The organism is Kocuria sp. JC486, from assembly GCF_011602805.1.
Classification (GTDB): domain Bacteria; phylum Actinomycetota; class Actinomycetes; order Actinomycetales; family Micrococcaceae; genus Kocuria; species Kocuria soli.
Window position 1 is genome coordinate 1 of sequence record NZ_JAAOZS010000030.1, and the last position, 18,916, is coordinate 18,916.

At 65.9% G+C, this 18,916-nt stretch carries 19 protein-coding genes; 9 read left to right on the forward strand and 10 right to left on the reverse strand.

Translation table 11 applies throughout. The features are described 5' to 3' along the window. Position 1: 1 nt before the first annotated feature. Positions 2-214: a hypothetical protein gene (locus tag GWK18_RS11915; protein ID WP_166835493.1), complete on the reverse strand. Its 213-nt coding sequence runs from the start codon at positions 212-214 to the stop codon at positions 2-4. A gap of 326 nt (positions 215-540) precedes the next feature. On the opposite strand from GWK18_RS11915, the gene GWK18_RS11920 reads away from it, so the two are divergent. Further along, positions 541-1,155, forward strand: coding sequence for a TetR/AcrR family transcriptional regulator (locus GWK18_RS11920; protein ID WP_166835495.1), 615 nt, complete (start codon positions 541-543; stop codon positions 1,153-1,155). Positions 1,156-1,197: 42 nt separating this feature from the next. Then, the gene (locus GWK18_RS11925) at positions 1,198-2,172 is read left to right on the forward strand and encodes an MsnO8 family LLM class oxidoreductase (protein ID WP_166835497.1); all 975 of its coding nucleotides are present in this window, start codon (positions 1,198-1,200) and stop codon (positions 2,170-2,172) included. A 25-nt stretch (positions 2,173-2,197) separates the two neighbouring features. Here GWK18_RS11925 and GWK18_RS11930 read toward each other — a convergent pair whose 3' ends face one another. Both GWK18_RS11930 and GWK18_RS13245 read right to left on the reverse strand, forming a co-directional pair. Then, entirely contained in the window at positions 2,198-2,908 is a 711-nt protein-coding gene (locus tag GWK18_RS11930; protein WP_209280956.1) for an LppP/LprE family lipoprotein, read from the reverse strand. A 135-nt stretch (positions 2,909-3,043) separates the two neighbouring features. Next, positions 3,044-3,901 (reverse strand): MerR family transcriptional regulator, encoded by an 858-nt coding sequence (locus GWK18_RS13245; protein WP_245193294.1) that lies wholly within the window; start codon positions 3,899-3,901, stop codon positions 3,044-3,046. A 146-nt stretch (positions 3,902-4,047) separates the two neighbouring features. Here GWK18_RS13245 and GWK18_RS11945 point away from each other — a divergent pair, with 146 nt between their 5' ends. The 5 genes from GWK18_RS11945 to GWK18_RS11965 all read left to right on the forward strand — a co-directional run bounded on the left by GWK18_RS11945 (position 4,048) and on the right by GWK18_RS11965 (position 8,043). Then, complete coding sequence (locus GWK18_RS11945; RefSeq protein ID WP_166835499.1) at positions 4,048-4,506, forward strand: SMR family transporter; 459 nt, start codon at positions 4,048-4,050, stop codon at positions 4,504-4,506. Positions 4,507-4,658: 152 nt separating this feature from the next. After that, on the forward strand, positions 4,659-5,792 hold the full coding sequence (locus GWK18_RS11950; protein ID WP_166835501.1) for a PLP-dependent aspartate aminotransferase family protein: 1,134 nt from the start codon (positions 4,659-4,661) through the stop codon (positions 5,790-5,792). Then, positions 5,782-6,642, forward strand: a complete 861-nt coding sequence (locus GWK18_RS11955; protein ID WP_166835517.1) for a transporter substrate-binding domain-containing protein — start codon at positions 5,782-5,784, stop codon at positions 6,640-6,642. The genes GWK18_RS11950 and GWK18_RS11955 overlap by 11 nt, the downstream gene beginning before the upstream one ends. After that, positions 6,639-7,313: an amino acid ABC transporter permease gene (locus GWK18_RS11960; RefSeq protein WP_123826230.1), complete on the forward strand. Its 675-nt coding sequence runs from the start codon at positions 6,639-6,641 to the stop codon at positions 7,311-7,313. The genes GWK18_RS11955 and GWK18_RS11960 overlap by 4 nt, the downstream gene beginning before the upstream one ends. After that, positions 7,306-8,043, forward strand: a complete 738-nt coding sequence (locus tag GWK18_RS11965) for an amino acid ABC transporter ATP-binding protein (protein WP_123826232.1) — start codon at positions 7,306-7,308, stop codon at positions 8,041-8,043. Before GWK18_RS11960 ends, GWK18_RS11965 begins: the two co-directional genes overlap by 8 nt. A gap of 215 nt (positions 8,044-8,258) precedes the next feature. Here GWK18_RS11965 and GWK18_RS11970 read toward each other — a convergent pair whose 3' ends face one another. Further along, positions 8,259-8,540, reverse strand: a complete 282-nt coding sequence (locus GWK18_RS11970) for a hypothetical protein (protein WP_166835503.1) — start codon at positions 8,538-8,540, stop codon at positions 8,259-8,261. 89 nt (positions 8,541-8,629) lie between these two features. Here GWK18_RS11970 and GWK18_RS11975 point away from each other — a divergent pair, with 89 nt between their 5' ends. Both GWK18_RS11975 and GWK18_RS11980 read left to right on the forward strand, forming a co-directional pair. Then, positions 8,630-9,547: a LysR family transcriptional regulator gene (locus GWK18_RS11975; protein WP_166835505.1), complete on the forward strand. Its 918-nt coding sequence runs from the start codon at positions 8,630-8,632 to the stop codon at positions 9,545-9,547. Between the two features lie 67 nt (positions 9,548-9,614). Then, on the forward strand, positions 9,615-11,126 hold the full coding sequence (locus GWK18_RS11980; RefSeq protein WP_166835507.1) for an SDR family oxidoreductase: 1,512 nt from the start codon (positions 9,615-9,617) through the stop codon (positions 11,124-11,126). On the opposite strand, the gene GWK18_RS11985 is transcribed toward GWK18_RS11980, so the two are convergent. From GWK18_RS11985 to GWK18_RS12010, 6 genes are all read right to left on the reverse strand, one after another. Then, entirely contained in the window at positions 11,101-12,594 is a 1,494-nt protein-coding gene (locus GWK18_RS11985) for a deoxyribodipyrimidine photo-lyase (RefSeq protein WP_166835509.1), read from the reverse strand. The two genes, GWK18_RS11980 and GWK18_RS11985, sit on opposite strands and share 26 nt — an antisense overlap. A 54-nt stretch (positions 12,595-12,648) precedes the next feature. Continuing rightward, a complete protein-coding gene (locus GWK18_RS11990) occupies positions 12,649-13,518 on the reverse strand; it encodes a WYL domain-containing protein (protein WP_280720471.1) in 870 nt (289 codons plus the stop codon). A 17-nt stretch (positions 13,519-13,535) separates the two neighbouring features. Further along, a complete protein-coding gene (gene dnaE / locus GWK18_RS11995; protein WP_166835511.1) occupies positions 13,536-16,892 on the reverse strand; it encodes a DNA polymerase III subunit alpha in 3,357 nt (1,118 codons plus the stop codon). Between the two features lie 52 nt (positions 16,893-16,944). Beyond that, a complete protein-coding gene (locus GWK18_RS12000; RefSeq protein ID WP_123826250.1) occupies positions 16,945-17,217 on the reverse strand; it encodes a DUF6504 family protein in 273 nt (90 codons plus the stop codon). Positions 17,218-17,598: 381 nt separating this feature from the next. After that, the gene (locus GWK18_RS12005) at positions 17,599-18,009 is read right to left on the reverse strand and encodes a four-helix bundle copper-binding protein (protein WP_006214730.1); all 411 of its coding nucleotides are present in this window, start codon (positions 18,007-18,009) and stop codon (positions 17,599-17,601) included. Between the two features lie 150 nt (positions 18,010-18,159). Then, positions 18,160-18,798, reverse strand: a complete 639-nt coding sequence (locus GWK18_RS12010; protein WP_166835513.1) for a YdhK family protein — start codon at positions 18,796-18,798, stop codon at positions 18,160-18,162. Between the last annotated feature and the right edge of the window lie 118 nt (positions 18,799-18,916).

Below are 18,916 nucleotides of genomic sequence, written 5' to 3' on the forward strand. Positions count from 1 at the left end.
ACTACATCGCCAGATCGCTGCTCGAGACCGGCGGGTTCAGACCCCAACTACACCCTGGATCATGATGAGCCCCCATGACGAAGAAACCGAAAAGCATGACCATGGCAATGGCTTGAACCCAGCCTTTGCCCAGAACCATCTGTTTGGATGTGGCATCCACCCTGAACTCGGGATCCGGTTGTGGTGTGCTGCGGTCCTTGGTGGATACCGACATGGTGCTACCTCACTGGTCAGACCCGGGGTGCGGGGGCAGGACAGGGAGGAAAGCGCACCACCGGATGGTCAACTCACAGTCAGGCCTACCCCTTTGCTGACAGATATTCACTAAGAATGTGCAACTTTTGCAATTAAGTCGAAAGAATCAGCAGCGGCTAATCCAACACTAAATAGATTTCCTTGATCAAAGGCAATTTTCAGGAGAATGTCGGTGTGATTCCGACGGCTTGCGACCCGCCGTCGTCGGCCCGATCGGGATCCCGTGGCAAAATCAGCCCCCTGACAACCTAATGTGGTGTGCAACACATTCAAGGAGGTGGGCTCGTGCCGAAGATCAATGCGGCCAACATGGCTGAGCACAAGGAGCGGACCTACGCCTCCTTGCTGCAGGCCACTCAGGAGCTCATCGCCGAGCAAGGGATCGAGTCCGTGTCCATGGCCGAGATCGCCAAGCGGGCCGGTGTCGCCCGGACGGCGATCTACAACTACGCGCCGGACAAGGAGTCGCTGCTGTTGGCCTCGGCCGAGGCCGCCGTCACGGCGATCCAGCCGGTTCTGGGGGCACTGGTGGCAGAGACCTCCGTGCCCGCCATGGAACGACTGGAGGGGTTGATCCGGCTACTCCTGGCGAACGTGGCCAACAAGGCATACGGCGCCTTGGCGGTCTGGGCTCTGCGTCAGAGACCGACCGCGGCGGACGGCGACCTGTTCCAAGCGCAGAAGAACGTCATGGTCAACGTGGTCCTTGACCTGCTGCAGCAGGCGGTCGCGGGCCGAGAGATCCCCGAACCCGGGGATCTGGCACTCGTCCTGGACCTGATGGTGGCCACGATGGAGCGAACCATCGAACACATCGACCGGGACCCCGCGCGGGTGCAGGAGATCAGTGACGTGACCGTCAGCTTCATCCTGGGCGGACTGGGCGCGGGGAAAACCTGACAGCACGGAATCACCCGGAGCTCAAGGCCGTTGGGATACCTGATGAGTGTCCGAATTTCCATGCTGGACCGTTCCAGAACGCGCCGGGACCAACCTGACGCGGCTGCGTTGACGCAGACCGTCGCCCGCGCGCAGCACGCGGAATCCGTCGGCTACCACCGCTTCTGGGTTTCTGAGCACCACGGTGTTCCGGGTGTGGCCTCGGGCAGGCCTGCGCTCATGGCTCAGGCCGTCGCCGCCGCGACGAACACGATCCGCGTCGGTTCCGGCGGGGTCATGCTCCCCAACCATCGGCCGCTGGTCGTGGCCGAGGAGTTCGCCGTCCTCACGGCGTTGCACGGCGAACGCTTCGACCTGGGCGTGGGCCGGTCCTTGGGGTTCACCAAACCGGTGCGTGAGGCGTTGGGCGCGACCCAGGCAGAACCGTCCGACTTCCTCCGGGACATCGCCAGCCTCCGTGAGTACCTGGCGGGCCGGGCCGACATCACCATGCGCCCGTCCCTGCCCGGCACCATTCCCGTGTTCGTGCTGGGCACCGGCAGCGGGTTGAAGTTCGCGGCCGAGCTGGGATTGCCCGTCGTCGTCGGTGGCCCGCTGATCGCTTCGGATCCCGCCCCGTTCGACGAGTACCGGGCCGCGTTCCGGCCGAGCGCGGAATGTCCGGAACCGTATCTAGTGGTTTCGGCGGAGATCTTCGTGGCAGACACGGGGTCCGAAGCCCGGGAGCTCGCGCTGCCGGAGGCGTGGGCCATGGCACAGTCGCGGCTCACGGGCGCTTTCCCTCCCCTGGTGCCGACGACGACGATCCCGGCTCCCCTCGCCGCCCGCGAGGCGGAGTACGTGGACCAAGCGCTGGAGTTCGTCATCGCCGGGACCGAGGACACCGTCCAGGACCGACTGCAGGAATTGATCACCCGGACCGGAGCGGACGAGATCATGAGCACCGCATCCACGTTCGACACACAGGCCCTGTACGCCTCCGATTCCCGCCTGGTCGAGGTCGTGAAGTCACTGTGATCTCCGTCTGCCCCCGGCAGCAGACCTACTGGGAGGGCGGAAGTTCTCCGCTCATCGTCACGCTGTCGGATTCCGGGTCCACGGTGTAGGTGGCGACGGCGGACTCGGTCGGGTTGGCGTTGGCGTCCTCGGGGCCGGGCCACACGTACGTCACCTGGAGCGTGGAGTCGTCCACGCGGACGATCTGCGGGGAGAACCCATAGGCCTCATCATTGGCCGTACCGATGTACTCGCCGTTGCTGAAGAGCAGGATCTGGTACGGGGAGGAAGCCGTGGCCCCCTCGACCGTCACCGCGACGGCGGACAACTCGGCGCAGTCGTCATACGTGTCCGTTGCGGCCGTCTGCCCGTCCCACGCCCACGTTTCTCCGAGGCCAGAGTCGTACTCCGGGACTTGAGGCAGGTTGTCCGCGACTGCCTGATTCGCCGGTATCCCTGAGCACGTGGGCTCGGTCGACGACGTAGAAGTCGCCGACGACGTGGCCGAGGGTTCCGCCGTCGTGGGTTCGGTGGAGGGGGCCGCGCTTGTTGCGGTAGGTGCCGCAGGGGCGCCGGTCTCTGCGCTCGGGCTCGTGGACGCGCTGGACCCTGTCGACTCAGTGGATTCCGCGGACGCCGACGACGCAGGCGCGCTGGTTTCTGTTCCACCGTCGGAACCGCCGCCGGTTCCACCGCCGCACGCCGAGAGGGCGAACATGAGTGCCAGGACCACCGTTGCCGTGGATGCCTTCTTCATTGCTACCTCCATCGCCGCGTTCCCGTTGCCGAGCCCACCGTGGTGAGACGTGGCCAGGCTAGGACAGCCCGGGTACGCCCTCAATGGCTCGGCAGAACATGACGTGGCGGGCACGCGGCTGTTATCGAAGGGCCCTCAGTGGTCGCTTTCCATGGTCTCCTGGAACAGCGTGAGGTCCAGGTCGGGCAGGGACGGCGCCGCCAACCGGGCGTTGACGGAGAGCCACGGGGTCAGCCGTGGCTCGGCCGTCAGCTGGGCACCGCCGTCGACCGCCCGTTGCGTCACGGCCGCCGTGTCGTCGACCTCCAGAGCGAGACGAATTGGGGTGCTGGGCCGCCCCTCCGCCTCGACGTCGTCGATGAATCGTTTGTGCGCGGGATTGGTGATCTCCAGAGTCGCGCGGCCGGCGTCCAGGATGACGACTTGTGCGTCGTCGGCTTCGGAGAAGGCCGCCAGGGCCGACATTCCCAAGGCGTCCTGGAAGAACGCCCGCGCCGCGTCGAAGTCGGCGGCCTCGATCACCAGGCGCAGTTGCCGAACGGCCGGGGTGTTGGACGTGGGTTCGGCGGGGTCACATGTATTCGTCATGCCCTGATGCTCAGCCCTGACACCGGTGTCAGGTTCAAGACGCCATGACGTCCTCACGGTGTCGACCCGCGTTTCGGACTGCAGCGCCCGAAGGGTGTCGAGTTCACGGTCCAGGTCCCGGCGGCGCTCCTCCAACCGGCTGACTTCCCGTTCCAGAAGGTCCTCCAGCACGCCGGTCCGCTCCTCCAGGGGAGCCTCCAGACACGGCAGCACCTGGTCGATGGTGCGGCTGCCCAACCCCGCGGCGAACAAGTATTGGATCAGGATCACCCGCTCCACGGTGTCCTCACCGAAGTCACGCCACCCGCCCGGACTCCGGCAGGAGCGGATCAGTCCTTGCGCCTCGTAGTAGCGCAGGGACCGCGCACTGACCCCTGTGGACTCCGCCAGTTCGCCAATCCGCATGTCGTCCTCCGGTAGAGAGCTTGCACCTGACACCGGTGTCAGGTCCGATCCTCGATACGCCGCGGGACCCAGTGATTCGCACACCTCGGTGAATCAGGGGTGAATCCAGTGCCGTGCCCCGCCGTCACCGTATACAAGGAGCCGTTGTGAGCTGGTTGTTCCTGTCCGTCGCCATCGTTTTCGAGATCACCGTTGCCCTGGCTGCCGGCTTGGCGCAGGGCTTCACCCGCGTGGGGTGGACCGTGGTGACTCTGATCAGCGGTGGCATCGCCACCTATTTCCTGAGTCTCGCCCTGCTCACCTTCGACGTCGGCGTGGGGTACGCGCTGTGGACCTCCATCGCGGGAATCGGGATCGTCGTGCTCAGTTGGTCCGTCGTGGCCGTTGTGTTCTTCCTGCTGACGCTGTTCTGCCTCAGCCGCGCCCTCCGGGGGATCGACGTCGGCATCGGCTACGCGGTCTGGGCGGGGATCGGCGCGGTGGGCGCAGCCGTACTGGGGCCGGTCTTGTTCGACGAAGTCCTCACTCCGTCACGGGCGGTCTGGCTGGCCGTGATCATCTCGGGAGTCGTGTGGTTGAAGGTGGCCGACGGGCACAAGGGCTGAAGCCGCCATCCAGGAAACTTCCAGGGTCAGGACACCAGGAGTCACAAATCCTGACGCGAAGCTCACACCGGCGCCTCGGCGGGACTATTTCGCTGGCCCGCATCGCTGGGGAGGGCGAGAATCAGATCTTCGTCCCCCAGCCAGGAGGCACAGTGCCAGGCTTCACCACCCGCGTCATCCACGCGTTGCACGACGTCGAAAAGGGCGCCGTGACCCCGCCGATCTACCCGGCGTCCACCTTCCTTCAGCCCTCCGAGGGCGGGGAAGGCGAGTTCGAGTACCAGCGTGGCTCCAACCCCACGCGCACCGACGCGGAGACCACCCTGGCCGCCGTCGAAGGCTCCAAGCACGCGTTCGCGTTTGCCACGGGCATGGCCGCCACCGGCTCCGTGTTGGGCATGTTGGCCTCCGGTGACGAAGTCATCATGGGCCTGCCGGTCTACGGCGGAAACTACCGCTGGGCCACGATCGAACTGCCCAAGCGCGGCGTGACCACCACCTTTGTCCCGGACCTGAACCAGCTGACGGAGGACCACTTCACGGATTCCGTCAAGATGGTGTTCCTGGAGACCCCCACCAATCCCACGCTGCGTGTGGCCGACATCCGCCGCATCGCGGATCTGGCCCACGCTCACGGCGCGTTGGTGGTCGTGGACAACACGTTCCTCACCCCGTACCTGCAGCGGCCCCTGGAGCTGGGGGCAGACCTGACCGTCCAGTCGGCCACCAAGTACCTGGGTGGCCACGGTGACCTCCTGGCCGGTGTGGTGGCCACCAACGACGGCGACCTGGCCGCCACCGTTGCCCAGTCGCAGGTGATCTCCGGTGGGGTTCTGTCCCCCATCGACTCCTACCGTCTGTTGCAGAACGTCAAGACCCTGGGGTTGCGGCTGGACCGGCAGCAGGAGAACACGAGCCGCATCGTGGAGGCGCTGAACAACCACCCGGGCGTGAGCCGCGTGCTGGTTCCGGGGTCGTTCAGCGAGGACGAGGCCCGGATCCAGTCCGAGCAGGCCTCCGGACCGGGTGCCGTGTTCGCCTTCGAACTCGCCGACGGCAAGGATGTCCGCAAATTCCTGGCCGAACTCAAGGTGTTCGGCTTCGCCGTGAGCCTGGGCGGGATCGAATCCCTGATCTGCCTTCCCGCCTCCATGACCCACGGCGCCTACTCGGCCGAAGACCGCGAACTGGCGCAGATTCCCGACGGCCTGCTGCGCGTGGCCGTCGGCATCGAGGAAGCGGAAGACCTGATCGAGGACCTGACCCGTGCGATCGATGCGGCCTGACACCCCCGGCGTACTGACACAGGTCGCGGACCTGCGCCCCACCCGCCGTCGTCTCCTGGGAGGAGCCGGTATCGGGGCGCTGAGCCTCGCCCTGGCAGCCTGCTCCGGCGACGACGAATCGGCGGACTCCGGCCCGCAGGGCGACCTGTTGGAGACCATCCGGTCCGCCGGCGAAATCCGCATCGGAATGGAAGGCACCTTCCAGCCGTACGGGTACCACGATTCCTCCGGGAAGCTGGTGGGCTTCGAGAAGGAGATCGCTGACCTGGTCGCAGCCGATCTGGGCGTCGAGCCGGTGTACGTGGAGACCCAGTGGGACTCTCTGATCGCAGGTGTGGATGCCGGACGGTACGACATCGTGATCAACAACATCGCGCCCACGGCCGAGCGCCAGGAGGTCTTCGACTTCTCGGTCCCCTACGCCGTGAGCGAGGGCAAGGTGGGGGTGGCGAACGACTCTCTGCTGCAGTCCGTCGACGAGATCGCCGGTCACTCGGCGGCCCAGACCGAGACCTCCAACTTCGGCCAGGAAATGGCCAAGGCCGGAGCCGATCTGGTGCCCGTGACCGGCTTCGACGAGGCCGTCATGCTGGTCTCCTTCGGGCGCGTGGACATGACCGGCAACGACTTCGTGACCTTCGAGGCGTTCTCCCAACAGCGCCCCGACGTCGACATCCGGCTGCTGGACGGTGTGCTCGGTGAGCCCGCCGAATCGGCGATCCTCATGCCCAAGGGGCAGGACAACCTGCGCGCCGCGATCGACAAATCCCTGCAAACCCACATGGACAACGGAGATCTGGCCAAGATCTTCCGGGATTACGTGTCCATCGACCTCACCCCGGAATCATGACTGAACTCTTCTCCCTCTGGGCAGAATCGCTGCCCCAACTGCTCCTGGCCACGCTCACGGTCACCATCCCGCTGAGCGCGCTGGCCTTCGTCCTGGCACTGATCGTGGCCGTGATCGCCACGGCCATGCGCATGGGCCGGGTGAAACCGCTGCAATGGCTGTCCCGGTTCTACGTGTGGCTGTTCCGCGGCACCCCGATCCTGGTTCAACTGTTCATCATCTTCTACGGACTGCCGGCCATCGGGATCACGCTCTCCGCGTGGGTCTCCGCGATCATCGCGTTCACGCTGAACACGGGCGCATACGCGGCCGAAACCCTTCGCGCCTCCGTGCAGTCGATCCCCCGCGGACAGATCGAGGCGGCCAAGACGCTGAACTACACCGGCTGGCAGACGCTCCGGCACGTGATCGCCCCGCAGGCGCTGCGGATCGCGCTGCCTCCCCTGGGCAATGACCTGATCGACCTGGTCAAGGGCACGTCACTGGTCATGGTCATCACCCTGGCCGACGTGTTCCAGGTGGGTCGCCAGATCGCGGCCACCACCTTCCAGCCGCTGGCCCTCTACATGGAGGTGGCGCTGATCTATCTGATCATCTTCACCGTCCTGTCCTGGATCCAGGGACGTGCCGAGAAGGTCTCCAACCGCTACGTCAGGAGCACCAATGCTTGAGTTGAAGAACGTTTCCAAGGCCTTCGGCGACAACCAGGTGCTCCAAGACGCCTCCCTCACCGTCCGCGACGGTGAAACCACGGTGATCCTGGGCCCCTCGGGCTCCGGCAAGTCCACGCTGCTGCGGTTCATGAACCTGCTGGAGTTCCCGGAGACCGGCTCCCTGAGCATCAACGACGACGCCGTCACGTTCGGCGGTCGTCTCACGGACGCCCAGATCCGATCTGTCCGGAAGCACTCCGCGATGGTCTTCCAGGGGTACAACCTGTTCCCCAACCAGACCGTGGTGGACAACGTCAGCCTGCCTCCGGTGCTCAACGGAAAGCTCTCCAAGGCTCAGGCTCGCGAGCGCGCCCAGGAGGTTCTTGACCGGGTGGGCATGGGCGATCGTCTGGACGAGTATCCGGACAATCTCTCGGGCGGTCAGCAGCAGCGCGTGGCGATCGCCCGGGCCTTGGCCGTGGACCCGGACTACCTGTTGTTCGACGAACCCACCTCCGCCCTGGACCCGGAACTGGCCGCCGACGTCACCCGGGTGATGGTCGACCTGGCTTCCGAAGGTCGTTCGCTCGTGGTGGTCACCCACAACATCGAGTTCGCCCGCCAGGTGGCCAAGCGCGTCATCTTCCTGGCGGATGGCTCCGTGGGCTTCGACGGAACCCCGGAGGAGTTCTTCGCCTCGGATTCGGAGCGGATCCAGCGGTACCTGAGCACGTACGGGACCGCGTAAGGGACGGGCTTCATGCTCACTGGACAGCGGCGAACGTGAACTTGGATTCGGCACCTATTCCGTCCCCGACTCGTTCTTCGATCCCCTTCCCGACGACGAGATCGGTGCGTGGGAGGGCGGAGCGTGAGTGGTCTGCTCCTGGAGCGTGTGTTCGACGACCTGCCGGGATTACAGATCGCCTGGTGAAGCGACGCTAGCCCGCACGGATCTGGGGGTCACCGCGGCACGTTCCGAATATCCGGAAGGCCCTTCTGTGCAACCTGGGCTTCACGGCGCATCCGATCAACGGCATTTTCCGCATTGCGGCGCTGCACCTGCCGCTCGCGCGCCTCCCGCCACGAATACGGATCCGTGGCCAGTGGCCGCTCTGCCGACGGTTCGGTGACCTCCTGACCGCGGGTCCAGCGTCGCGCCAGGGCCCTGGAGGCGACACCCAGCACCGCGGTGATGACGGCTATGGCAGCGACGACGAAGAGGCCGGTGAGTGTGGTGTTCATGGTTCGAGCCTGCGGCCGCCAACCACATAGGACAAGCGAACGTTTCTTGCCTTCTGTTCAGTCGTACTGAACTGTTTTACGCTGGCCGCATGCTCGATCCTGTCAAACTGCGCGTGCTGCGTTCCGTCGTCGAAACCGGATCCATCCGGGCCAGCGCGGAGGCCCTGGGTTACACCCCGTCGGCGGTCAGCCAGCACCTGGCGGCGCTTCGGCATCAGACCGGGTTGGAGCTGGTGGAACGTTCGGGCCGGGGTGTTGTAATCACTCCGGCCGCCAAGGCCCTGGCCGACCGGGCCGACCGGGCACTGGAGGCCCTGGCCGACGTCGAAAGACTGGCCCAAGAGTTGAAGTCGGGAAGGACCGGATCCTTGTCCCTTGCTTACGTGGGTTCCGTGGCCGCCACGTGGCTGCCACGCGTGGCCAGCGAGGTGCGCCAAGCGTTCCCGGATCTGGCGCTGACGCTGCAACTGCGGGACTGCACGCAAGGCGATGCGGCCTACCGCGGCGATGTCGCGATCGTCGACGCAACGGCGGGTGATTTCGGCCCGGAATGGGAATCGACCGACGTGCTCGAGGAGGGCTACGTGGCGCTGGTCGGTGCCACCCACCCACTGGCCGCGCGGGAACATGTGGCGCTCGGCGAACTCGCGGACCTGCCCTGGGTGACCGACGACCCACTCGATTCCGTGTGGTTCGGCGTGATCGCATCTGCCTGCAAGGCAGCGGGGTTCACACCGCACGTGGAGGTCAACCCGTCGGATTTCGAGGCGGTCCTGGGATTTCTCGCGGCCGGTGATCACGTGAGCGTGCAGCCATCGCTGGTGACCCAGCGCATCCGCGCCGATGTCGTGTCGATCCCCCTGGCAGGTGACCGGCCACGCCGACGGATCCAGGTGCGGACGCGCCGCGCTGTGGCGCAGAACCCCGCGGCACGGTACGCGCTGGAATGCGTGCGAGCCGTGGCCGCCGATCACGCGGACGTGGTGCCGGGTGTTCGGGTTCTGTGAGAGCGGACCTCACATTCGGTACGCCCCAGACGGTGTGCGTGTCGGCGCCCGGCGGCATACTGACCATATGACTTCACGCGTGCTCGTCACAGGATCCACCGGTTACGTGGGCGGGCGCCTGGTGCCCCGACTCCTCAAAGCGGGCTACACGGTCCGGGTGCTGGTCCGCTCGCCGCAGCGGCTCTCGGGAGTGCCCTGGCACGATCAGGTGGAGATCGTGCAGGGGGACCTCGGAGATGCCGAGTCCGTTGAACGGGCTTGTCAGGACGTGGAGACCCTCTACTACCTGGTGCATTCGATGTCCTCCGGTGCCGCCTTCGAACAGACCGAAAGCGACATGGCCCGAACCGTCGCCGCCGCCACCGCTCGTGCGGGGGTGCAACGCATCGTCTATCTGGGTGGTCTGCACCCGGAAGGCGTGAAGCTCTCGCAGCACATGCGCTCGCGGACCGCGGTCGGGGACATCCTGCTGCAGGGTGAGGTCCCCGCGGTCGTGTTCGAGGCGGGTGTGGTCATCGGGTCCGGATCAGCGTCGTTCGAGATGATCCGGCACCTCACGGAGAACCTTCCCGTGATGCCCGCCCCCAGTTGGGTGCTGCGCAAGATCGAGCCGATCGCAGTCCGGGACTTGTTGCACTACCTGGTGCATGCGCCGGAGCTGCCCGCCGGTCTCAATCGCCGGTTCGGTCTTGGTTCCCGCGAGGTCCTGACGTACGGGGCCATCATGTACGGCTACGCACACGAGGCCCACCTGAATCAGCGTTACATCTACGCCCTGCCCATTCCTGCGCCCACACTGGCCGGGTGGTGGGTTGCCCTGACCACCCCCATCCCTCACCCTTTGGCCGTGCCTCTGGTTCAGTCCCTGCAGCACGACGCGGTGACCACCGAGCACGACATCGACGGCTACATCCCCCCGCCTGAAGGTGGTTTGACCGGTTATCGCCGGGCCGTCCAACTGGCCTTGGGCAAGATCGCCGCGGAAGACGTGGAGACCACGTGGGCCAGCGCGGCCAACACACCGCCGTCGGACCCGTTGCCCTCCGACCCCGACTGGTCCGGGCGCGCGACCTATGTGGATGAGCGTCACCGTTGGGGTGCAGCCTCCCCGGACGCCGTGTGGGAGGTCATTCAGTCCGTGGGTGCCGACAACGGCTGGTACTCCTGGGGGCTCGCGTGGTCGGTGCGCGGGGTCATGGACAAACTGGCGGGCGGGGTGGGCCTGACCCGCGGCCGCCGCCACCGGCAGCGACTGGCCGTGGGCGATGCCGTCGACTGGTGGCGGGTCGAAGCCATCACGAACACCGACGACGGCGGGCGGACCCTGCTGTTGCACGCCGAGATGAAGGCCCCGGGACAGGCCTGGTTGGAAATGTCAGCGGTCCCCAAGGACGGGGGCACGGAGTACCGACAGCGGGCCATTTACTTCCCGCGCGGGATCCTGGGCAAGGCCTACTGGTGGGGGGTCTACCCCTTCCACGGATTCATCTTCCCGTCCATGGCGCGCAACATCTTGGCCGCAGCCGAGCGCAAATCCACCGGGACGGGCCAGGTCAGCGGCCCGAACGATGCTTCATGACGTCGTAGGCGTCCAACGCCTGCCGGCGGGATTCTTTGAGGTCCACCATGGGCTCTTCCTCGGGCTGTGAGCCCAGCCATTCGCGCACATACGCGTCCTGGGGGTCGAACCGCTCGCGCTGGGTCTGGGGGTTGAAGACCCGGAAGTACGGTGCGGCATCGGCCCCGCAGCCGGCCACCCACTGCCAGGAGACGGCGTTGTTCGCCTCGTCCGCGTCCACCAGGGTGTCCCAGAACCACTGTTCGCCGTGCCACCAGGGTTGCAGGAGGTTCTTGGTCAGGAAGCTGGCCGTGACCATGCGGACCCGGTTGTGCATCCAGCCTGTTTGCCACAGCTGGCGCATTCCCGCGTCCACCAGGGGAACACCGGTGCGCCCGCGTTGCCAGGCGCGCAGGGCGTCGTCGTCGGGTTCGTAGGGGAAGACCTCGAACTCCGGGCGCATGGGGCGGCTCTCGACTCCGGGGTGGTGGTAGGTCAGGTGCCACGCGAACTCGCGCCAGTAGAGCTGGCGGACCCAGGCTTCACGGTCGTCGTCAGGAAGATGGGGGTCCTGGGCGACCGCTTGGAGCAGCTGGCGCGGGGAGAGCTCACCATGGCGCAACCGCGGGGACAGCCTGGTGGTGCCATGCCGATCGGCGGGAAGGTCACGGGTGTCGGTGTACCCGTCGACGGCGTGGCTCAGGTTACCCAGCTCATCCAGCGCGGCAGCGCAGCCCGGGGTCCAGTGCCGGGCCACTGTGTCCGCCCACCATCGGGGTGTGCGGGCCGCAGGCGATTCGCCCTGGCCTGTGCCGGTGCCGTCCAGGAGGCCGAGGGCATCCAGGTCCTTGACGACGCCGGCGTCACACAATCCGTCGATACGAGGGTAGAGGTCGTGCCGCGGTGTCTGTCGTTGTGGGGCGAGCAGCGCCTCGCCCGTTGGGAATTCGCGGGCCGCCTTCCAGAAGGGTGTGAAGACTTTGTAGTGCTCGTTGGCGCCGGTGCTCACCTGCCAGGGTTCGACAAGCAAGGAACCCGGATGGCTGTGCACGGTCATCCCGTCCCGGTGCAGTGCGGCCTTGATCCGCGCGTCCAGCTCCCGCGACGCCGGTGCGTAGCGGCGCGACCAGCGCACTGTGTCAGCACCCAGTCCTCGTGCAATCTGGGGCAGGACATCAGCCGCCCGCCCCGCGGCGAACAGCAGGGGAATGCCGAGCGCCTCAAGCTCTCCGTGCAGCACCTCGAGCGAACGATGGGCCCACCACCGCGCCGCACCTCCCAGCGGCCGTGGCCCCAGGCCGTCGTCGTCGCGCTCCTCACGGATCCACACCGCGACCACCGGCCCGTCGCCACGCGCGGCGGTCAGTGCGGGGTGATCAGTGATCCGCAGATCGTCACGGAACCACACCAACGTGACGGGCTGGTCTGGGGCACCTAGGGTTTCGGGCGATGTGGCCTTGCGACTCGGGCCGTGCGGTGGGTGTGCCATGGGGTCATCTTGGCACTCTGGTCAGACGGGCGGCGGTGACGACAAGCGGGAAAGCTAAAGACGGCGTTTGATCGTTGCGAAAGCGTCGGCAAGCTCGGGCGGGGTGATGTCTGCCAGGTTGCTGTCGAAGGTGATGAAGAGCCCCGCAATCCCGACCCAGGACCAGCCTCCGATGGTGAGGCGGCAGTGCTTCGGATCGACGGGTGTCACCACGGACCCTCCGGGCGCCCACCGGGCGACGAGGTCTGCGGGCAGATCCAGGGTTGCGGTCCCGACGCATTGCCATTGCCCCGGAGTGTCGCCCCTGTCTGGGTTCTGCACGACGAGTCGCGCCAGATCATCGGACCCAAGAGGGTGCGGAGTGAAGGAACGGCCCACGGCGGCCTTCGGCCTGATGCGATCAACACGGTAGGTGGCCCAGGTGGCAGCGACAGGTTCTCGGACGATGAGGTACCAACGCCCGGCCCACACCACCAGGTGATGAGGTTCGATTTCTGCGGGAGGGGGAAATCCCGGATCCGCAGGTGCCAGGAAGTGACCGTCCGGTTCCGCGTAGTCGAAGCGAAGCGTGTGGTTGGTGCGGATCGCGGACCCAGCGGCCTGGAGGGTGGCGACGTCGACGGGCGGGGCAGCGAAGTCCCAGTAGTTGCGCAAGCTCGTGACCTCGAACGCTTCACTTGCAGCTCTCAGACGCGCGGGCATCACCTGACGGAGTGTGGTCAGTGCACGCCCCACAGCGTCGTCGATGCCCGTGACCGTGGCTGGAGCGGTCTGAAGTGCGAGGGCAATGGCGATGGCCTGGTCGTCGTCGAGAACGAGAGGCGGAAGCTTGCCTGCGGTGCCGAGTCGGTAGCCTCCTCCCGGGCCTTTGAGCGTTTCCACGGGATACCCGAGCTCGCGCAGGGTTTCGATGTCACGCCGCAGGGTTCGCGCTCAGACCCCTAGCTTGCATATGACCAGACGCGCCCTGATGTCAGCACGTCCTCCTGTCGCTGGGTTGTTAACAGGTCCCAGGCCATGTCACCTACCACACTGATCCCGCGGGCACCCTGCCGCCTGGTGACCCCGCGGACCAACATGTAGTTGGTTCGGAACACCTTGTTCTTGATGCGTTCCTGGGCATCGGGGAAGAACACGATGTTCGACAGCCCTGTGCCGTCGTCCAGGCTCACGAACACCACCCGTTTGCCGCTACGCATGGGTGGGGTGTTGGTGGCGCGACGGACCCCCGCGATCAGCACCTCGGTGTTGTCCGGCAACTCCACGAGCCTCTTGGCGGGGACCACCCCCAGCTGACGGAACAGCGGATGGAACCGTTGCATCTGGTGTTCGGTCACACCCAATCCGAGTTGCTGGAGTTCCAGATCCACCTGTCGTTGACCGTGCAGGTCCAGTGCCGTCACCCCGGAGAGCTCCGGGACGGGCACGGCGAAGTCGAAGGACAACTGCCCGTGGGGAACCTGTTCCGCAGACGCGGTCATGGATCGGACGTAGGTCAGCAGGTCGTGGCGTCGTCGTCGTTCATAACCGATGAACGAGTCCAAGGCACCCACCCGTGCCAGGTTCTCGAACGTGGTGCGGCGGGGGCGGACCTGGTCGCGGAAATCGTGAAGGGTCTTGAAGGGCTGGGCACCGGCGATCCGGGTGCGTTCGGCCTCGGAACTGCCCATGAGCTCGCCCAAGGCCATGCGGATCCCGGTCCGACCGTCAGGTAAAGGCTCGGTGGCGTAGTCCAACCCGGAATGTTGCACATCCAACGGGAGCAGGGGGATGCCCAGCCTGCGGGTCTCGGCAACCAACAGGTCCTTGGGCCACATCCCTGGATCATGGGTCAACAATCCTGCCAGGAACTCCGCCGGGTGATGGGTCTTCAACCAGGCGCTCTGGTACGTGGGAAGGGCAAAGGCTGCGCCATGCGCCTTGGCGAAACCGAAGGAACCAAACCCTTCCAGGATGTTCCAGACCTTGTCGAGTACGCCCCGTGGGAACCCGCGTTCTGCGCCCCGGGTGTAGACGAGCTCCTGGATGGCGGGCATCTTGTCTGGATTGCCCAACCAGCGGCGGTAGACATCGGCTTTGCCCAGACCGCACCCGGTGATCTCGTCCAGGATCTGCATGATCTGTTCGTGGAAGACCACCACGCCCTTGGTCTCCCACAGGAACGGTTTGAGCCGGGGGTGAATGTAGTCCGGGCGGGCATACCCGTGGCGGGCGGCCAGGTAGCGCTGGGGCATGTCGGACTTCATCGGCCCGGGGCGGAACAGACTGATGTCCACGGTCAGGTCGTTGAACCGTTCCGGTTGCAACTTGCCCACCAGCTCCATCTGTCCGGGGGACTCCACCTGGAAGATCCCCAACGTGTGGGTGGTGCGGATGGTCTCGCAGGTCGGTTCATCGTCCAGAGGGATACGGTCCAGATTGATGCGCTCGCCGGTGTTGCGCCGGATCTCCTCCAGGGCGAACGCCATGGAGGACTGCATTCGGACTCCCAGGATGTCGAGTTTGATCAGGCCCATGGGGTCCATGTCGTGTTTGTCGAACTGGGACATGGGCAACCCCAGCCCGCTGTTCTGCACGGGGGTGCGGTTGAGCAGGGACGTGTCCGAAAGGATCACGCCGCACGGATGCATGGAGATGTGCCGGGGCAGGGAATCCAGCCGCTGGGTCAACTCCACCAGCAGATCCAGTTGTTCGGACTCCCGCACCTGTTGGGCGATTTCACCCAGCTCGGGTTTCTCGGCCAGGGCTCGGCGGAAATGCTTGGCGTCGAAACGCCACAGTTCCTTGGCGATCCGGTCGATCTGTTCCTCCGGCAGCCCCAGGGCCAGGCCGGCGTCCCTCACGGCACCGCGGGACCGGTAGGTGTTGGTCATCGACATCAAGGAAACCCGTTGCTCCCCGAACTCCTTGAACAACCGGTGGTAGATCTCGTGCCGTCTGGCCGACTCCACATCCAGATCGATGTCCGGCAGGCTCAATCGCTCGGGGGAGAGGAAACGCTCCCACAACAAACCGTTGGACAACGGCTCCACCCCGGAGGTCCCCAGCAGGTAGTTCAACACCGACCCCACCCCGGAACCGCGGGCCTGGATCCTGATACCCATGGAACGGATGATCTCTGCCACCCGGGCCACGGTCAGGAAGTACGACGGGAAACCAAGGTGCTCCACCGTGGCCATCTCGTGGGCCAAACGGTCCTCCACCTCGCGTCGTCGACGACGGGTGGCCCGGGGGTAATGGACCTCGACCCCCGCTCGCGCCCGCTCCCACAGCGTGGTCATGGGGTCCCCGTTGACACCGATCACGGAGGCCTCGGGCATCTTGGGCACACCCCACCCCAGGTCCTCGAGGGGGTCCAGGGCGCAGCGCTCACTCAGGCGTTCGGTGGCTTCGAGCAGATCGGCGGCCGTGCGTTGGTGGTCGCCGACCGTGACCACCATGCGCGCGATCCGGTGCATCAGCGGTTCCGGTTTCAGCCAGGCCTGGCCGGTGGGATCCAGTTGGTCGACCTGATCCAGAGGCAGCAGCGTGCGGGTGGAATCGGCCAGATCTGCCGTGACCGCCTCATCCGGGGTCCCGTAGCGCACCGCATTGGTCAGCACGGCGGGCAACGACGACGCCTCGGCCAACCCCAGCATGCGTGTTGCGGGGGTGACGCTGCCTGGCCGACCGGGTTCGGCCAGCCGAGAGACCACCTCAATGTTCAAACAGCCAGGAGGCAATGCCTGCATCCATCCCTCCAACGCCTTCCGGGCCGGGCCGAACCTGCGGTTCTCCACGAGGCGGCCGACGTCGGAGCCCGGCCCCACCAGAATGCTCAGCAGAGGAGCATGAGGTGAGTGCGGCTCCTGCGTCACGGGTCTGTCCCCGCTGCAGCTGGAACCGCCGGTGTTGCTGCGACGTTCCCCGTGAGAGAGAGGGCGCCCGTGGGCGATGCATTCGGCCAGGTCATTCCTGCTGATCGAAGGGTTCTTAGTGTCAACGGCGTGTGCCGCCGACACCGCCTGACACAGTGCGGCGTACCCGGCCCCGTGGAGGCGCCCGTGGGCGAGGACGACGACGCGCCCCAGCGGGGCGCCGTCGTCGCCCCGGACCGCCAGGTCGGCCCCGAGGACAGGAGCGATGCCTGCCTGGTGACAGGCTCCGACGTGCTTGACGGCCCCGTACAACCCGTCCCGGTCGGTCAGGGCGAGTGCGGAGGACTTCTGGTCTGCTGCCAACTGCACCAGACGCTCCGGGGAAGTGGTGCCGTAATGGGCGGAGAATCCGGAATGGACGTGCAAGTGCGTGAAGGGCATGGACGTACTCGAGTGCTGGTTCTGCTGGCTCCTTGGTCAGGTCAGACGGGGATCACTCCCACTGGACGTAGAGCGCCCATTCGCCGTCGGGTCTGCGGAGGAGGTCGTAGAGGCGGAACTCGGTGCTGTCGCAGGACGCCTCTACTCGCCACAGTTCCTGGTCAATGGTGGTCAGGTCCCCGGCCTCACGCCACCACTTGCGGCGGCGGAAAAAGGCCTGGGGGACCCCTATGACTTCGTACTCGTAGGCACCCCACATGAAAGACCGCGGTTCACCGTCCGGGGCGACGGCCACCGAGATCGGCTGATCGATCATCGTCGGCATGATCGCGACCTCCCCACCCATCCACTCAATGATTCGAACATATGTTCGAGTGTATGGACGGGGTCGGACAGCGCAAGGGCCTCAGATGACCTAATTGCAGTAGAAGATGTCATCCAGGCCAACCAAGCCTCCACCCGCGCAAAAGCCCCCGCGGCGACTTGGTCACCACGGGGGCTTCAGAGAAGGGGTGGGCCCTGTGGGGCTCGAACCCACGACCCATGGATTATTGGGTCCGGACGCCACTGGTAGACCGCGCAGTCATCCTCACCTGGTTGTGGCTTGGCGCCGTTGGCATCTCCCCCACGGTTGAGGTTCGCCCCCAGCTTGCTGCGGCAAGCCTCAGCCTGCTGGAAGGCGAACAAAGGTCTGAGCAGGCCGGTCTCAATCCAGAGAGGCCAGCAGATCCGCGCAGGCGATCTCGCAGCGCCGGCACGCCTCCGCGCAGACCCGGCAATGCTCATGCATATCCACGTGCTTTTCGCACTCTTCGGCGCAGGACCGGCACGCCGTCCGGCACGTTTCGAGCGCGGCGCGGTTGACGTCGATGTTGTTGCCGGTCTGGCGGGAGAGCACCCTCCCGGTGGTCTCGCAGAGGTCGGCGCAGTCCAGGTTCAGACGGATGCACTGGGTCAGCTCCGCGACCATGTCCTCGGCCAGGCAGGCGTCGGCGCAGGCGGTGCAGGTCTGCGCGCACTCGAAGCAGGCCTCGATGCATTCGGCCAGTTTCTGGGTGTCGATGCCGCCGAGATCCTTCGGGTACGTCTCCAGCATCGAGCTCACGTGATGAGTCATGGTCTCGCTCTTTCTGTCGATCCGAACGGAGCGGGCTGGCAGGCACCAACCCGCTCCGTTGACCATAGACAGCGACCGGCAGGAGGCGGAAGGGCGAAGCCATGAAGAGTTCGTGAAGACGCGCGGGCCGGGACACCGCCCCTTTCACGCTTACTCGGCGGGCTGGAGCTCGCTTTCGACGAACCACTTGTGGTTGGTCATCTCCATGCCGTCCATCTCGACGTCGACCATGTACACGGTCTCCTCGGTCGAGCTCTCGATCGTCGCCTCGGCGCCGTTCATGCCGGGCATGTGATCGGCATTCAGCACGACCTCGGTGCCCTCCGGCAGCGGTGCCTCACCGGGGTTCTCCAGTTCCTCGTGCACGACCCACTTGTGGTCGACGACGGGCTCGCCACCATCTGTGGGCGTGTAGCTCACCGAGTAGGCCGTCGTGTCGAAGGCACCGGTGATCGTCGCCTCTGACCCCGCCATGCCGGGCATGTGGTCAGCGGTGAGAACCGCCGTCGAGTCGATCGGATAGGTGGGATCGGCTGCGGCCTCGATGCCCTCGGGCGGGGGCCCGCCCTCGGGATTGTGCCCGGCCATACCCCCGGAACCATGATCCATGCCCATGTCCATATTCGATGACTCGGACGATGTCGACGGCGCAGCCGCCGCCTCGGACGCCGTCTGCGAGGGCGCGGGTTGTGCGTCTTCCTCCTCCGCGGTGCCTCCGCAGGCGGTCAGCGCGAGCATGCTCGCCGCTGCGGTAGCGGCCATGCTGGTAGTCCAGATGGACTTCTTCATCTCGTCTCCTTCGTTGATGTTCCTTCAGGCGTGGATGGCCTGAAAGTGGCTCATCATGATCCAGGGTGTAGTTGGGGTCTGAACCCGCCGGTCTCGAGCAGCGATCTGGCGATGTAGT

Coding starts and splice junctions, on each gene's coding strand:
- GWK18_RS11930 (WP_209280956.1), bottom strand. CDS start 2,908: ATGAAGAAGGCATCCACGGCAACGGTGGTCCTGGCACTCATGTTCGCC.
- GWK18_RS11970 (WP_166835503.1), bottom strand. CDS start 8,540: ATGAACACCACACTCACCGGCCTCTTCGTCGTCGCTGCCATAGCCGTC.
- GWK18_RS11980 (WP_166835507.1), top strand. CDS start 9,615: ATGACTTCACGCGTGCTCGTCACAGGATCCACCGGTTACGTGGGCGGG.
- GWK18_RS13245 (WP_245193294.1), bottom strand. CDS start 3,901: ATGCGGATTGGCGAACTGGCGGAGTCCACAGGGGTCAGTGCGCGGTCC.
- GWK18_RS11985 (WP_166835509.1), bottom strand. CDS start 12,594: ATGGCACACCCACCGCACGGCCCGAGTCGCAAGGCCACATCGCCCGAA.
- GWK18_RS11955 (WP_166835517.1), top strand. CDS start 5,782: ATGCGGCCTGACACCCCCGGCGTACTGACACAGGTCGCGGACCTGCGC.
- GWK18_RS12000 (WP_123826250.1), bottom strand. CDS start 17,217: ATGCCGACGATGATCGATCAGCCGATCTCGGTGGCCGTCGCCCCGGAC.
- GWK18_RS11925 (WP_166835497.1), top strand. CDS start 1,198: ATGAGTGTCCGAATTTCCATGCTGGACCGTTCCAGAACGCGCCGGGAC.
- GWK18_RS12005 (WP_006214730.1), bottom strand. CDS start 18,009: ATGACTCATCACGTGAGCTCGATGCTGGAGACGTACCCGAAGGATCTC.
- GWK18_RS11975 (WP_166835505.1), top strand. CDS start 8,630: ATGCTCGATCCTGTCAAACTGCGCGTGCTGCGTTCCGTCGTCGAAACC.
- GWK18_RS11965 (WP_123826232.1), top strand. CDS start 7,306: ATGCTTGAGTTGAAGAACGTTTCCAAGGCCTTCGGCGACAACCAGGTG.
- GWK18_RS11915 (WP_166835493.1), bottom strand. CDS start 214: ATGTCGGTATCCACCAAGGACCGCAGCACACCACAACCGGATCCCGAG.
- dnaE (WP_166835511.1), bottom strand. CDS start 16,892: ATGCCCTTCACGCACTTGCACGTCCATTCCGGATTCTCCGCCCATTAC.
- GWK18_RS12010 (WP_166835513.1), bottom strand. CDS start 18,798: ATGAAGAAGTCCATCTGGACTACCAGCATGGCCGCTACCGCAGCGGCG.
- GWK18_RS11960 (WP_123826230.1), top strand. CDS start 6,639: ATGACTGAACTCTTCTCCCTCTGGGCAGAATCGCTGCCCCAACTGCTC.